Here is a 15,813-nt window from a genome sequence, read left to right as displayed (position 1 = left end):
TATGTCGAAACGGGTGTAGAAAAATGTAATCGGATAGTAATGGGTCCTATCAACTGCTTTTTTTCAACGAAATCGGATAGGCCCTGGTTAAGGTTACCCGTTTTTAGGTGGTCGGAGGCAGAGCTGGGCATACCCCTTGGCTAAGGGGGCGCAATAGAACCATTGCTTTTTGGAATCGGTCATATACCCGTTAAAAAGTGTATAAGGATTTCGTTTACTATAATGTTTCTGAAACTTAAATGAAGGGCTATCTTCCACATCCTTATCCTCCGTATCGTTAAGAATGAGTAAATCCTTGAATTCGTCCAAGGTCATATGGGAGTGTACGGCCATAGATTCAATAGCACTATAATCTATTTCGCTATGGTCACTGAAAAAACCGTGGGAATGGTCTTCGGAGGAGGCATAATGCGAAACTTGGTGTAGTACTTCCAAGACCAACGGATTGAATAGCCCCAAAAGATACATAAGGCAAAGACCTAAAACACTCCTTTGCCAACGCTTCGACAGTTTATTGTTTGGAAGTTTTTCCAAAGTATTTCTTTACGCTTTTATCACCTAAACTACTGGTTTTTACTCGCTATTTATTAGGTATAAGCAAGTAATGGCCGTTTAGGTACCAGCAAATGTAAGCATTGTTTTCTGCCGGAAACCCAATCTAGGAAAAGATTGGATTGCCCTTGTAGATTTTAGTACCACGAACTAGGCGAATCAGAATTTTTTCAACAAATTTAAACAGGCTCTAAATGAATTCATTGTCTAACCAGTTTCAAAACTTGGTCTTTATAAATGTACTTGAGGTTGTCGTTCGGCATTGTTTTTTCACCTTCCCCACCTCGGTCCCATACTAATTTTTCGGCCTCGAAGCTAAATTCAATCTGTTCCCCGTTTTGGTGTATACGCACGATATCGGTCAAGTATTGGTCTTCATCATAGCCTTCAACATTCAAATTGCCCAACGGACTAATGGCCCCGTTTTCCAGCATAAATACGTCCCCACCAAAAGCGTATTCAAAGGCCAATTGGCAAATAATCAATGTTTTACCGTCATTTGGGTTTCTAAAAAAATGGGGCTCGTACAAGTACACATCGCCCGCGCCTTTAGATTTGAATATCATTTTATCCTGGGCGTCAAGTACTACTAGGCAATCGCCCCAATCTGTCTCGTCCTGTTCTGCCGACTGGTAATAGCCGCTGATTATCTTTAGATCGCCCAGTTGATGGGCATCTTTAACCGAATAAGTCTCCAAGGTAAAATCTTCTAGTTTAGGCGGATGGAATTTGGAAAAGGCTTCTTTTTCCCCATCTTGCACTACTACGGCCGAACCCTTGGTTTCTTCATAATTGGTACCATTGAAGCTTAATAAGCTGGTTCGTGTGCTTACTTGGTCTTGGCTGTCGCAATCATCATTACCATCTAGAAAGTTTTTCGTCTGGGTCTGGGTATGGTGTACCACCAAATCTAAATAGCCATGGCTTGGGTTTTGGCTAGGGGATATGGTCTTTTTAGTCTCGTGAAACTCGCCTGCGCATTCGCCATCCCATTCGCCACCAGCATCAACGACCTCATAATCGTGTAAAATCCTTTTTAAGACATCGCCTGATTTTACGAATAGGGACAGGGTTTCTTGCTGATAGGGGTTTACCCGAGATGACCCTGTGTAACGGGCCCGGATACCATAGGCGTTCGTCTGATCTGAGATAGGGTAAGGCACTACATCTATGCTGATTAGGTCAAGGCGAACGGCATCCGAGGCCCAAAACGGGGCCTCCGCGGCCTTTTCGTAAAACGTATGGGTTACCTTGGCCTTTTCGGTATTGACCAAAACCAGTTGGGGTTTTATTTCGAGGTATTGGGCATCTTCTTGCTTTATGCGGGGCAACACGATCAAGGCTTCTTCCGGCCAACTGGACAGTTTTTGAACGGCGATAAGATTGGTTTTAAATAGAATCCAGTCGAGATTAAGTTCTTGGAGGCTTCGATCGATCAGCTTGTAGTTGGCTATGTCCTCGTGTAGTTGTTTCTTGTCCACTTGGTTCATCTCCCCATTACTGCCTATCTCATACTCGATTTCTTGTATCTTTCGAAGATCGTCCCAAAACACTTGGTGTACCGTTAGTCCTGATGTATTGATCCTGGCCATGCTACGCGACATACCTTCGGCAATTTCATCATAGGCCACTTGGGTATGTTCCATACGATGGCCCTCAAGATCATAGTGTATGAGTAACGACTCCATTTCATGTTCCGATTTTTTAACTGTGATCACTACGGCATAAAAAGCATCGGAAAACACCAACCTATAGGCCGAAATGATTCTGTAGTTCCTGTTTTCGCCATAAAAATCGGGATAGATTTGATCGAGTTGGAACAATTTAAGGTCAATCCCCGCTTCGGTATCTATGGCATCGTAGTCTTCGGCCTCAATAAAACTGTCGAAATTGGTGGTTTCTACAAGCGGAAGGTCTTTGGTTTGCAGTTGGGCCATTACCTCTTTAAACGCTATGGAATGTTCTGTGTTCGGCCTTTGTTTATCTGGGGTAGCGTCTTGGGGAAGCGCGGTTGCTACCAGCACCAAGTCCTTTTCTTCCCAACCGCTATCTTCCGAACCTTCGGCCTCCGATTTGGGCAAATAACGCCCAGCAAGGATGCCGTTTTTGTAGTTTTCCTTACGGTTTATTTTTCCGGTCTTTAGATACCAGGTAGCGTCCCCATCCAGTTGGATGCCCAAAGAATCCAAGGTTTGACCCTTAAAGTGTTTTTCCCCGCTGAGGTAATAATCGTCCATGATGTACACCCCTTTTTGCCAAACGGGTTTGTTACGATAATATAGGGCGTTTTCCCGACTGGTTTCCTTACCGTTTTCATCCAAATAAATCTTTTCATCGGTGCAAGACAGGCTTGTGGTAAGCAGTATAAATAGTAATAGATACTTCATAGGATTATCGTATTATTCCTGTACTTTTTTCTTGTTGCTGAATCGTTCCGCACCCATTTGGGTCAGATAAAAACAGCAAATAGCTCCTAAAAGGTTGTAAGGAAAAGAGAATAGAATGATAGGTCCCCCTAGCTCCAATCCCCATGCGGTACCCAGTTTAACCATTTTAGAGAGCCAGTTTATGGGAAAATGGCCCAGTTTCATATCGTAGAAATGCCAGAGCATACCCCCAAAAGGAGCACTTAACAGCATGGTCAATATAATTATGACAAGGGTTAAGAATATCCGATTGGGCTGGTTCTGTTTTAAAAAATATGCCGCTAGCGAATGGGCCAAAAGGCCATAAAAAAAACAGGGGATGGCGATAAATGGTATGGGGTACCCCCAATGGTACAAAGGCATTCGGTACCACGAACCGAATACCCCATGACGGGGCATAACCAGCCAAAGTAGGTAGTAACCGACCACGGCAAGTACCAAACTACCGATCCAGTAAAAAAACAATCTTTGGGTTGTGGTGTTCAATTTGCCAATAGTTTTTAAATGATATCGATTACTTTTTCAAGAATATAGTGTAGGCATCCCACAAATAGGGTAATCAATACGATTGCCCCCAAACGTATCAAACTAGATTTTAAACCTTGGGCCAGCCTTTTTCTAAGATAAAGAACGTCTACTGTAATAAACAAAAGGGCAACTATGGCCCCCACCCGAAGACCTACCCCGATTAGTCCCATTTGGTAAAACATATGCCAGAGGTAGCCCAATCCTTCAGCAGCAACATCGTTCGGCCCTAAGACCACGCGCATATAGGCGATACCCATTAGAAGGGCAACAACCGTATAGGCAAAATAATTAATGATTTGTTTCAGTATTTTCAAAGGGGTGTTAGTCTTCGTTTTTTATTTTTTTGGTTTTCTCACTAAGTTCTTGTATTACATATTTTTGGTTGATACTATGATGTGCGATTTGGCCTAAACTACTTTGTATTTCTGAAATACAAACGTCGTCAAAGGTGCTTCCGGTATAAAAGCTAATTGGTACCAGGCTAACCACATCGTTTTTAGTAAACATAAAATCAAGACCGAAGCTTTGTACAACAGGGGTGTCTTGCAAATGAACCCTGCTTTGATATTCTCCATTTAAAAAGACCTCAAGCAATTTAACCCGGCCGTTTTCGGTATAGGTTTTATGCGATTTGGCATAACCGTTTACCAGACTTAGTTTGAAGGGGTATAACAAGGTGTCGTTGGGTTGTAGTACCTGATCGATGTCCAATTGGGTATGGCTTTTATGTAGAGCGTTATCTCGTTTAAGAAGGAGCTTGATTTCCGGCGGGCTATTTTCGGTAAAAACAAAAGCAGTCCAGTAAAGCTGATCCGACAAATGGGAAGCGGGGTATTGGGTTTGGGAGGTTTGGGCTTGTATGTCGAAGGTCAAGAGTTCGGCATACGACATATCGGTTTCTGAACAGCAGCGGCCGAACATTTTGTTCGACCATATAGCTTCGGGTTCTGTCCGTTCTATTTGATAATATTCATAAATAGAGGGAAATGGTGTTTCTACATAAGCTTTTATCTCTTGCACACTTTGCACATCTATGTTGGCCCTAGTGACCCTTTTTTCATTGGTACAAATGCGATTTCTTTCATCTTCGTCGGGTAGCCCGTGGAGTAAAATAGGGTCATTGCCGTTACCTAAATCTATACCCTGGGGCACCTGACAAACGGAAATAGAATGGTCTTGTTCTTGGCCTGAAGCGGTTTTATACACCGTGTGGGTAAGTATCCAACGCCCTTTTTTAAGCGCGATATGATGATGCGCCTCAAAGAAACCACGATCTGGGAATGCGGTGATGACCACAAAACCATTTTCATCGGCAATAACCGATGTGATTTGGTGCCCCCCATCTTCAGAAAAGTTTCGGGTTTTTAGGGCGAATTCATAGCCGTTTTTACCATAGAGGAACAATAGCAACTCATCACCCTGATAGGGATCGGCACTGACCACCTTGTCGAGTTTGCCATCTTTGTTGATGTCGATATCGGTAATCGTATAATGTTCCATGCCTTCGTAGTCCGATAGCCTATAGGTTTGGGCATTATAACCTTGGGAGAATTTGGAGGCGAATAAAGACTCTAAAAGTGTTTTTTTAGCGGGATTAAGCTGAGCCGCAAAATCTGCATCATATTTGGGGTGTGGCCCATCGAAAAGAAAGAAGAGCACCGATTTGGCCTGGGTATCGTCCAAGTCGTTTATCAGGGAATATCGGTTTTTTTCCTTTAGATATTGTAGAGTATGGTTTTGAAAATAGTTGACCCCATCGGCCTCCCAGGCACCATTGGTGCAAATGTTTATGAGGATCTCTTCCTGTTCGGCATGATTTCCGCTACGCAGGAGATAAAAGAAGTACTCTATATAGTGTACACTGTGTTCGTATAGTTCATGTGGCGCATCGTCTGGGGTATTCCATCCAAAGTAACTTTGAAACTGATGGAAATCTTTGGGAAACTGCCGAAAAAATGCTGTGGTGTCTTTTTCCGTCAGGGCCAAATAGAGGTTTTCGATACTGATCTCTTGGGTTAATTTTGACTGCGTTTGCTCCGATGCCGGAGCCTCCAAAACAGCTTCGGAGCTGTCCGATGTGGTTTTTAAAACGTGTGGCGTCTGTTTTTTGTCCGCCTTTTTTGTTTTCAGGTTACAAGAGACCAAGCTTAAACAAATGAATAGAAATACGAGTCTCATGGCAAGCTATCTTTTGGGGGTTCGTGTCTTGGGAGCAGGTTGGGAATCTCTTCGGCATAGTCGAATTGGCCTTCTTTAAAATAGGCCAGGTCCCCGCAATATTCTGAACTATTGTTTTTACAGCTCGTAAAATAGAACTCGGCCAGTCGGTTTTGGGTATACATACCCAGTTCTTCGGAGACAAAACCGCCAAAATCTTCTTTGTTTTCCAAAAAGTAACTGGTACCGGCATCGGCAAAAATATGAAAGGCGTTGCTACGGGTATACTCATAAAACCGCAATTGGTATTGGGCTATGGTTTCCGCATGCCATACGCCTGTTGAAGTTGGTCCGTGGGCGGCTACGGTTTCCAAGATCTTTTGTTTTATGGCCGCGTTTAATACCGTTTGATCCTGAACCGGATTTTTCACCAAATACAGATCAGGATATACTTGGGATTGCACGAAAACCATTTGCTTAAAAAAGAGATGGTTTATACTAAGTCCCAAGAATATAAGCCCCAGCGTTAGCATCAACCCTTGAACACGCACTTTTCTGGCAAAAAACCACCTAAGCAGTAGGTAGCATAGGTATAACAGGCTAGCCAGTAAAAGGAATAATGCAGTAAGGATCAAATATTCCATAGATATGGGCTTAATGGAGCTTTAACTCAAACGGGACATCGAGGGCCAATTGTATATCATGGGCCAGATCTTGTACGGTTTCCACCCGATCCAATTGTCCGGCCGGAAAAGAAAATAGTCCGTTGGCATTGTCCACAGCCAGATAGAGTTTTCGGTCTTGGAACGATAGATACACCTGACGGTCAAATTTCTCCATTAGTTCCAATATCCGTTCCATAAAGGCGGAAGAAAGCACATAGCGTGCCTCTACCTGATCCGTGGCGTACACAACGAACTTGTCGTTAAAACGGGGGTCTTCTAAATAGATGCGTTCTTCTTCGGTAAAGTTAAAACTGCCCCAGCGGTCCAATTTGGAGCCCGGGGTATTGGGCAAGACCACGGTATGTCCGTTGAGTTTCTTTTTAAAACGGAACCAACAGAACATGCCCCTAAAGGTAAAATTGACGGTTTCGGCCGAGTTGTGCGAGACCATCTGCTTAAAAACCTGCTGGTATAGCACCAAAAAAAAATTCAGGACGGGAATATGCATGAGCCCGGCCAAAAATCGGTTCGATAGGTTGGCTTTTACCATACCCAGATCGGTGATGTTGATTTCTGTGGTTTGGGTTCGCGACCTAATTTGACCATAACAATACAAGGCCGAATCTTCTTTGATCCAAGGGAACAGTTTACTATCCACCACTTGGGCCTCGGGCGCTTTGATTTGTTGCGCAAATACTACCTGGGGAAACAAACGTTTGACCATCTGGGCCATGGTCTGGGTTTCGGCTAACTTGAATTTCTGAAAGGCCGCTGTAAAGGAATAGCTCGAAAACGTCAACAAAACCACGCACCCGATCAAGGGGTACATACGGTATTCGGGTCTCAGTTGAAGTTCGGGTAGCTCGGAAACAAAATAGGGCAGGTTATAGGCCAATAGGCCCAAGAGCATGAGCACCAAAAATATACCCGTAATGCCCCATACCCATTTTTGGAGTATTCGGGTGCGTCTACGCTTTTGAAAAATATCGCGTAGGGCGGTTGAGGTTTCTTGGTGTATTTTGGTTATATCGGCCTTTTCCTGCTTCATATTTAGGGCCAAATTAGGGTGTTCCAAGGGCTGTTGGGGTGTGCCACAACTTGTTTGTAGAGGTGGTACACTTCTTCCCTAAAGGCAGCATCACGATGACTTTGATCTATGGCAAAGCCGATGATAAAACTCTTTCCGAAGTCTTCCCAAGACGAAAAATGAGTGGTAGCCAGATCTTTGGCAAATTGTAAAACCTTGAAGGCTTCATCTTCGGTAATGATTCCGGTGGTATAGGCTTGTCTGGCCTGGCCTACTAGGGTAGCGGCATCGTAGCCGATGATACCCACATCCATTTCGGAATCAAAGGTAATCAGGCCTTTCTGTTTTAAGGTATTCAATATCGTATCCGATTTTAAGTTTTTGAGATAACGTTCGGCACGTTCATTTTCCCCAAAATACCCTTTCATAAGATCGTTCCAATTTTCTTCAGGTTCGTTTTTAACTAGCTTATATATAAAATCGAAATACCAACGTCTTCCCTGTTTCATAAAGTACTCGGTAAGGTCCCAATAGCCTTCCCGGGTGTCTATGCGCCATCTTTGCAAATAGCGGTTGGCCGCTTTGGCATTTAAGAAGGTTAGGGTATTGGTATCGGCGCCGTACCACTCGGTCAAAGGGGCATAAAGGGCCACGGCAAATTGTTGGTCGGCGGTTAGGTTACCGGCTTCTGATGTCTTGAATTTTACGGTTTTTAGGTCGGCTTCATCATAGCCTTCCTTGAATTTGCTAAAATAGCGATAGGCATAAGCGGCCACGGCGATGATAAAGATTATATAACCGTACCAGGGAAGGTTGTCGAACATTTGCATGGTTTATTGGTTTAAAAGTTGATGGATATCGATTTCTTTTTGATCGGCCTTTGGGATTTCTAGCAGTTTTTCTTTGCCGTCTTTTCGAATTCCTGCTATAATATTGGCCGGAAACATTTGTATGGTATTGTTGTACTGGGTTACAGAGGCGTTAAAGGCCCTGCGGGCCGCAGAAATTTGATCTTCAATGTCGGCTAGCTGGTATTGGAGCACCCCAAACTGTTTATCGGCCTTCAGTTCTGGGTAATTTTCCACGTTTACATGTAATCCGCCCATAAGTTGGGTCAAGGCATTTGAGGCTTCGATTTTCTCTTGTTGCCCTTGGGCATTTGCAACTTGGGTTCGCAGTTCTGTGGCTTTAAGCAGCACCTCTTTTTCATGGGCCATGTATTTGTTCAGCATGGCCACCAGATTGGGAATTAGGTCAAAACGCTTTTTTAGATACACTTCGATACTGCCGAAGGCTTGGGCCACCCGGTTTTTTTGGTCTATGATCCGGTTGTTGATAACAATGGCGGCAATACCTATGAATACTACCAATACGGATATGGCCGAAATAAAGTAGGTCATGATCGTCGGGATTTTAAGCTGTTATTTTTAGTTACGGTTATTTACTATAGACTGTCATTTTCGCGCCGTAGGCATTTACGAAATGGTCGTCTAGATCATCAGCTTTGGTGGCCAATTGGGCCAAACCTTCCAAGACCGTGTCTTTGTTGTCGGAGTAGAGGTCACTGATATGTACCCGGTACGAGAGAAAGATCTGGTTGTCCGAAATGGCCAAACGATGCGCCCCAGTATCGGCGGTTAAAATATATTCGTACACCTCCGCTAGATTTTTTCGGGGCAGTTCGTTCAAAGGTGAAGTGGCAAAGAGGTAGTTGTTGTCGTAAACGAACATTCGTATTTCGGCACTCCCTTGATGGAAAAACCAGCGTTCGCGACCCGAGCGTGCCAATTCTGGGGCGATACCCAATTTGGCTATGGCGGTTTCTACTTGAATACTAAAGTCGGAGAGCGGGTGTGCCTCGAACCAATTTTCGTTAATGTCGTTACCACAATTGGGGCAATATTCCGTCTTTTCGGCGATGAGTCCGCCACAACTGGGGCAACCTAAGGTAAAACCATCTGACAGATCCCCGACTATTTCAAGTTCTTCGCGCAGGGTTTCCATGGGAATGGCGAAGCCCATATTATCGGCCTCCGTAAACTTGGAGGTGGCCATACCCACGAGTTCGCCTTTTTCGTTGATTACCGGTCCGCCACTGTTGCCGGGGTTTATGGCCGCATCGGTCTGTATAAAGTTACTGCCGTCTATGAGCTGGTTGGGGTTAGATACGATACCTTCGGTTACCGTAAAGGGCATGCCGTAGGGGTAGCCCAGAACCAGCACTTTATCGCGGGAAATGGTTTCGTTCTGATGGTTGGTAACCACCGATTGGGCCGGGTTCGGTAAATTTTCGGCCTTTAAAAAAGCGATATCCTTGCCAGGGTTGGCATAAACTACCTGGGCCTTGTACCGTTGTTTGTCCGTGCCTTCTACACTTACGGCCATACAACCGGCCACAACGTGGTAATTGGTTACGATAATTTGATCGGCCAGACTATAAAAGCCGGTTCCCGAACCTTGGGCAGTGTTGATTCTATAAACTGAATTTTCTATGTCGCGTATTACACTCATCTTAGTTGGTTTTAAAGTTGGCCATAATTTGTTGCATAGCAGCCATGGACTGTTCCATTTGGGCGCCCATGATTTTGGAGAGATCCATACCAAAATCATTTTCTAAAATCTGATCTTCCATCAAGGCCTCCATGCCTTTTAACAAAATGGGGGCGGCTTGGTTCCAGTCTAATCCGCTGGCCTGTGCCAAGGCGTCGGTGATGGGTTGTGCCAGGTCTTCGCCTACCAAATTGTAGTAAAACAGACCGTAAAAGCACGATTGCATCAAATGGCAGGCATCTTCGAACCGCGAGTTGGCTAGCATATCTTGGGCTTCGGCATAACTGTCTTCCCAATTTTCGCGAATGTTCTCCTTTTTACCGCTGTATTTATGGGGTACGAAGGTTTCTATTTGATAGAGGTCTTTATAGAAATTGTCTTTGTCATAGGCTTTTAGTTTTTCCAAACTTGCCTTACCGTGTAATAAACGGTCTTGAATGGCCAGATTCCTATCGAAAATACCGTCGATGGCTTTTTCCAACAGGCTCCGCAAATACCCTTGGGGTTCTATATGGAACTCAATTTGCTTCAAGCTAATGTTCAGGGTATACCATGCATTGTTAATGTGTCGCTTTTCCATATAATGGGCCAATCGCGACAAGCCTTGCTCCAAAATACTTTGGTAGTTGGCATAGGCCGTTTCCTTAAGATCATTGGCGAAAGCAGTGATATTGGGTTCTTGCAAATGTGTGGCTCCGAATTTTTCTATGAATTCGTCGTCATAACTATCTGCATAGAAGCATATTTCACGCAAAACACCATAAATTTTATAAGGTTCACACAGATTTAATGGGCAAGAAAAGCTGAAATACACCAAATCGTTTTCCAAGACCAGGTTGGTCAGGTTCAACGGATACATCCGCAACTCGGCCAACCGGCGCATCAGAGGCACTTTTTTGGCTTGGGCGATATTTACGAACGGACAAGATATATGCAGTTCGGTATCGGTTTGGGTCAGCGAAACTACCACTGAACCATGGGCTATTTCATAGGTGTCCCCTTTTTTCTTGGATTGGAATTGAGGCCCAAGGTAATCGAGTAAGGTGGGTAACACTTGGGCAAAGGCCTTATTTTTAAATAGGGCCACGGCAGCGTCCCACTTTTCTTCTTGGCGGGTAGAGGCCTGTTTGGGGGCTATGGGTGTAAAGTATGTAATGTTTTTGTGCATGGGTGTATTTGTATTAATGCTGTATTGTTTATCAAGGTGATAAAAGGTGCCCAAAACGGGCACCTTTTCTACCAACCAACCTTTACGGCAAACCGGTAATGGCTGCCGTTAATTGCGCTTCAGTGCCTGATTGTAAATCGGTTTCCGATATGGTTATGGTTCCATTTTCTGATATAGTGGCCTGTTTTATGGCGTATTGCCATTGCCCATTGTCGGTACTGGCAAAAATGATATGGCAGTCCAACCCTATGGGTATTTGTCCGTAATGTTCCGAAAACAATTGGGTGTTACTATCAAAAGTATCGAGGTATGCCAGGGCATTCGGTTCTCCGTCGTAGGAGAGGTAAACCACACTGTTCTGGTCATTGAACCCTTGGGGTACGGCGACCATTAAAGTAGTTTTGGGTCTATTGTCGGTATAAAAGCGATCGATGTTCGTCCAGCCAAAATTGCTGAAGTAAGCGTAATAGGCAGGTTCGCCATCTGGTCCCTGCGAAAAATTGATGGCTTCGGCCACATTTTCGGTGATTTCTTCCCAAACCACATCGCATTGTTCAATAGCATCGCAGTCATCGTCATAGCCTCCCTGCCAAAGGGTCATGGCCATATCGGTACCTCCGGTGAGGTTCGAAGGAACTATGAGTTGAATAGGGCATGTTAAGGTTAAGGTCTCCCCGTTTTGTTCGGCTTCAATTGAAAAAGCGCCGCCAGAAATGAGAAGTGCCCTGTCGCCATTGGGTAACTGGCCCATGGTAGGTTTGTGGGTGGTAAGCATACCGCTTCTATCAAAAACCTCTACCAGATTGATATCGACCATTCCGTTAACGGCTGCTCCATTTTTTGATAGGCAGGCCCCGTTAATGGTTAATTGTACCCCCTTGTCGGTGGTGAAGCTGCCAATTGTACCAGCATCGAACCGAAAGTTTTGAATATGACTTTCATAAGCGGTTTGCTTTAGGGCCATAAATGCTTGTGGGGTGGCCCGTTCTTGGACTCCAGAAGTATCGGAGTCATCGGTATTACATCCTATTAATAGGGTGAAAAATAGGAGAACGGAAGCTAAAAGTTGTTTTGTATTTCTCATATGCTAGGTATTGATTGAACTAGGCTTCCATTTTCATTGTGTTAATTGGATCAAAGCCACGGTTTGCCCTATATGCCTGACAAACCGTGCTTTGTGATTTATGAATATTTCCGTTTTTAGAAATCTGTGAAAGATCTGACGGGTAATACGTGAATATTTGCGACACTTTTGGTTAGGGCCACAGGGGCATTACCTCCCAAAAAGGCTATATAGGCATCATTCGCATTAACTTCGGTAGAAGTCCAAACCGTGCCCATAAGGGCGCTTCCTCCATTCGCTTGAATAGTTGGCCAGATATAGGCGTTGTAGTTTACGGCTATTTCGTTGAATTCATCAATACTAGGTAAAAACCAATCATCGTAGCCATTCCAGTCTAAGTTGGATACGGATTCTGCGGCGGTAAGACCACATCCGGCAGCGATTAATGTAGCCGTATTGGTTTCCCCGGTGCCTATACCCGTTCCGGAAGCCCCGGTTAGTGTACCTGAACAGCCCCAATTGGCAACATTGAGATTAGTGGTTGCGCATACAAGGCCTTCACTATTGTTACTAGCAGGATCTATCCAGAAGATTACGCCTCCAAACTTATATTCCCCAATTTCATTGAGATCGTCGAGCGCTACCATAGCATTGGCAGAAACGGTTTGGGTACCATTGCTTACCGAAATGGTGGCCAACATATTGGGGTTGGTCTCGAAATCGAATAAAGTTTCGTCGGCTACCGAAAGTTCTCCCGTATTGGCATCTATACTAAATGCCCCCGCCGGGTTTTGAAAGGTAATGGTATATGTTAAGTTTGAACCAGAGGCCTGTAGACTACCGACCACGTCTCCATTGGAAGGGTTTTCGGCAATATTTAAGTTCGTGTTTTGGGCGGATACTTCATCTACATCGTTCAGTGTAATGGTAGCGGTAGCCGTGGTGGTTTCAGTGCCATTTTCAATCAAAATTTCAGCTGTGATTATGGGGTTGGTCTCATAATCGAAAAGATTGGGGTCGATTACCGATAATTCACCCGTGCCAGCATTTATACCTAGGGCGCCTGCCGGTGTTTGTGAGTTAATGGAAAAAGTAAGGGTTCCGTTACTTGTTGCCTGTATGGTGCCTAATACTTGCCCGTCGGTCGGGTTTTCGTCTATGGTTGTGCTAAAGTCTTGTGCGTTTAGCTCCGAAACATCGTTTAGGGTAATAGTGGCCGTAATATTGGCGGTATCTACCCCGCTTTCGACAGAAATAGTTGCCGTGATTACCGGATTGGTCTCAAAATCAAAAAGATTGGCATCTGCGACAGTTAGCTCACCGGTAGCGGCATCTATAGTAATGGCACCTGCCGGGCTTTGGGTGCTAATGGAGAAAGTGGTGTTACCGGATCCACTGGCTTGAACGGTTCCTAAGACTTGTCCGTTGGTAGGGTTTTCGTCTATGGTAGCCGAAAAGTCTTGTGCGCTTAGCTCCGAAACATCGTTTAGGTTTATAGTGGCCGTAATGGTGGCGGTATCTACCCCGCTTTCGACCAAAATAGTAGCCGTGATTACCGGATTAGTCTCGTAATCAAAAAGATTGAGGTCTGCGACCGTCAACTCCCCGGTAGTGGTGTCGATACTAAGGGCGTTTGCCGGGCTTTGCGTGCTAATGGAAAAAGTGTTGTTTCCGGATCCACTAGCCTGTATGGTACCTAAGAGTTGCCCATTGGTAGGGTTTTCATCTATGGTAACGCTAAAGTCTTGGGCACTTAACTCCGAAACATTGTTCAGGCTTACAGTAACAGCGGCGGTGTTTATACCGTCTACAACAGCTACCGTGGCAGTAATTACCGGATGGGTCTCAAAATCGAATAGACCGGCATCTGCCACGGTAAGGGCACCGGTATTTTCATCGATTTGCAAGGCACCTGCCGGGCTTTGTGTAGCAATACTGAAAACGGTATCACCATTTCCGGTGGCCTGTACCGTACCTATTGCATCGCCATCGGCCGGATTTTCATCGATATCGACCGTTAGATCTTGAAGGGTTATTTCGGGTACATTGTTCAACGCAATGCTAACCGTTACCGATTCGGCGGCCCCAACGACATTTACCGTAGCCGAAATTTCAGGGTTGGTCTCAAAGTCGAATGCGGCTGCATCGGCCACGGTAACTTCGCCTGTGACTTCGTCTAGGCTTAAAGCACCAGAAGGGGTCTGCGAAACCAGCTCAAAACTCGGGGTCCCGTTTCCGGAGGTTTCTATGGTACCCAATGAAGCACCTTGGGAAGGATTTTCATCTAGGGTCACTTCCAGGTCTTCTGCTTGAACAACTAGTGTGCCGTCATCGTCATTATTACAGCTTAAGGCGACTAGGGTAAATACCAAGAGCCACAATGCGGGGAATCTATTTAAATTTTTCAATGGTAATTGGCTTAAAAATTAAATGGTGTTGAGATAAGTTTCGTTTTTTTTTTACCTAGAGCCTGTTTAAATTTTGTTTTTAGCCCCGAGTAATTCGGGGGTTATAGGCCATTCCCGCCTGCCGGACGGGCAGGTTATTGCCAATTGAGGCGTGAAAAACGGAGTTTGGCAGCCCTGCCTGCCGGCAGGCAGGGCCAAATGAGTATTTTTATAACAAAAAGTGGTGATAAAAGAGCCATAACAAAACTGAAGGATAAAACTTAAACTGGCTCTTAATAATCCATCTCGATCAGTGCGCCCTTAAGGTCATAGCGGTAACTAAAAGTGGTACCCCCATGTTCGGGTTGAAGAAATACATTGTATTCGGTCTGGGCCAGATCGCCGTTTTTAGGAAATTTCACAAAGGCCATTTGTAGGCTTGGATTTTCGAGCTCTTTTTCTTCGGTTAAATGGCCCATCGATTTTTCGACCAAACCGCCTAAGGTCTCCAAGTTGATCTTATCGTTCAATTGAAACATAAAATCTTCGGCCTTGGTGTTTTCCGGAATTTCCAGACTTACCTCAGAAGTTTGCTTCCAAACCCCTTGTGAATAGGTCCATTGTCCCATTTTCAAAGATTCTGGTGCATCGGTGACCATAGTGGTGATAATGCTACCAATGCTTTTGTTATGGGTAATGGTCAGTTCGGTGTAATAGGCGTTATCGCCAAATTCATTGTTCAGTTCTTCTTCAATGCTAGCAAAGCCATCGGCCGTTGGAGGCTGGTTGGCCGCGCTTCCGCCGCAAGAAATCAAGGTAACCAAGCCCATACAGGCGGCTACGAATAGTGTAAGATGTTTCATTTGTTGTGGATTAAATTGATATTGATAAGCAGCCCCTTGCGCCTTCGTTAGGACCATTTCATTGTTTATGGCCATACCAAAGCCAGTACCTAAAAAAGGAATAGGGCAAAGGCATTCCGCCTGTAAACGAAATCAAGGATAGGGGAAAGTGCTGTGTCGTTAATAAAGGGTTATTCCGCTTCTTCGCGGCCGTAGAGGTAGAAAAGGGCACCACCTACGCCAATAAACACGAATCTTAGGATCCAACCCATGGTACTGCCCCATACGTCTATCCAAGAAAGGAGTCTGATGTTGTAATTGAAAATGGAGAGTACGAGGGATAATAATCCCAATACGGCCAATACGGCTCCTGCTTTGCCTAGTTTCATTTTAAGGTCTTCCATACGAATTGATTTGGTTTTCGGATGGTAAATCTAGATCAAAGAAA

The 15,813-nt window shown here is 44.7% G+C and carries 15 protein-coding genes; all 15 read right to left on the bottom strand.

Annotated features, from left to right (window positions below; all coding sequences use genetic code 11):
* Positions 1-93: 93 nt before the first annotated feature.
* Entirely contained in the window at positions 94-534 is a 441-nt protein-coding gene (locus B7P33_RS08715; protein ID WP_141402424.1) for a hypothetical protein, read from the bottom strand.
* 218 nt (positions 535-752) lie between these two features.
* Entirely contained in the window at positions 753-2,939 is a 2,187-nt protein-coding gene (locus B7P33_RS08710) for a PA3715 family protein (protein ID WP_141402423.1), read from the bottom strand.
* A 12-nt stretch (positions 2,940-2,951) separates the two neighbouring features.
* Positions 2,952-3,464: a hypothetical protein gene (locus tag B7P33_RS08705; protein ID WP_097441589.1), complete on the bottom strand. Its 513-nt coding sequence runs from the start codon at positions 3,462-3,464 to the stop codon at positions 2,952-2,954.
* Between the two features lie 14 nt (positions 3,465-3,478).
* Complete coding sequence (locus B7P33_RS08700; RefSeq protein ID WP_141402422.1) at positions 3,479-3,820, bottom strand: hypothetical protein; 342 nt, start codon at positions 3,818-3,820, stop codon at positions 3,479-3,481.
* A 7-nt stretch (positions 3,821-3,827) separates the two neighbouring features.
* Positions 3,828-5,684, bottom strand: a complete 1,857-nt coding sequence (locus tag B7P33_RS08695) for an NADase-type glycan-binding domain-containing protein (RefSeq protein ID WP_141402421.1) — start codon at positions 5,682-5,684, stop codon at positions 3,828-3,830.
* Complete coding sequence (locus B7P33_RS08690) at positions 5,681-6,307, bottom strand: hypothetical protein (RefSeq protein ID WP_141402420.1); 627 nt, start codon at positions 6,305-6,307, stop codon at positions 5,681-5,683. The genes B7P33_RS08695 and B7P33_RS08690 overlap by 4 nt, the downstream gene beginning before the upstream one ends.
* A 10-nt stretch (positions 6,308-6,317) precedes the next feature.
* Entirely contained in the window at positions 6,318-7,376 is a 1,059-nt protein-coding gene (locus tag B7P33_RS08685) for a DUF3137 domain-containing protein (RefSeq protein WP_097441585.1), read from the bottom strand.
* A gap of 2 nt (positions 7,377-7,378) precedes the next feature.
* Entirely contained in the window at positions 7,379-8,185 is an 807-nt protein-coding gene (locus B7P33_RS08680; RefSeq protein WP_097441584.1) for a DUF1266 domain-containing protein, read from the bottom strand.
* A gap of 3 nt (positions 8,186-8,188) precedes the next feature.
* Complete coding sequence (locus B7P33_RS08675) at positions 8,189-8,755, bottom strand: LemA family protein (RefSeq protein ID WP_097441583.1); 567 nt, start codon at positions 8,753-8,755, stop codon at positions 8,189-8,191.
* A 37-nt stretch (positions 8,756-8,792) separates the two neighbouring features.
* Positions 8,793-9,866 carry a trypsin-like peptidase domain-containing protein gene (locus B7P33_RS08670; RefSeq protein WP_172435900.1) on the bottom strand — a complete coding sequence of 358 codons (1,074 nt, stop codon included), beginning with the start codon at positions 9,864-9,866 and terminating at the stop codon, positions 8,793-8,795.
* Between the two features lies 1 nt (position 9,867).
* Positions 9,868-11,073 carry a YbjN domain-containing protein gene (locus B7P33_RS08665; protein ID WP_141402419.1) on the bottom strand — a complete coding sequence of 402 codons (1,206 nt, stop codon included), beginning with the start codon at positions 11,071-11,073 and terminating at the stop codon, positions 9,868-9,870.
* An 82-nt stretch (positions 11,074-11,155) separates the two neighbouring features.
* On the bottom strand, positions 11,156-12,157 hold the full coding sequence (locus B7P33_RS08660) for a hypothetical protein (RefSeq protein WP_097441580.1): 1,002 nt from the start codon (positions 12,155-12,157) through the stop codon (positions 11,156-11,158).
* A 116-nt stretch (positions 12,158-12,273) separates the two neighbouring features.
* Positions 12,274-14,544: a hypothetical protein gene (locus B7P33_RS08655; RefSeq protein WP_141402418.1), complete on the bottom strand. Its 2,271-nt coding sequence runs from the start codon at positions 14,542-14,544 to the stop codon at positions 12,274-12,276.
* A gap of 272 nt (positions 14,545-14,816) precedes the next feature.
* On the bottom strand, positions 14,817-15,386 hold the full coding sequence (locus tag B7P33_RS08650) for a hypothetical protein (RefSeq protein ID WP_141402417.1): 570 nt from the start codon (positions 15,384-15,386) through the stop codon (positions 14,817-14,819).
* Positions 15,387-15,556: 170 nt separating this feature from the next.
* Positions 15,557-15,769, bottom strand: a complete 213-nt coding sequence (locus B7P33_RS08645; protein WP_097441577.1) for a hypothetical protein — start codon at positions 15,767-15,769, stop codon at positions 15,557-15,559.
* Positions 15,770-15,813: the final 44 nt, after the last annotated feature.

The organism is Sediminicola luteus (assembly GCF_002514735.1).
Lineage (GTDB): Bacteria > Bacteroidota > Bacteroidia > Flavobacteriales > Flavobacteriaceae > HQA918.
Note: the sequence above shows the minus strand (reverse complement) of the source record. Positions and strands in the feature narration are given on the sequence as shown.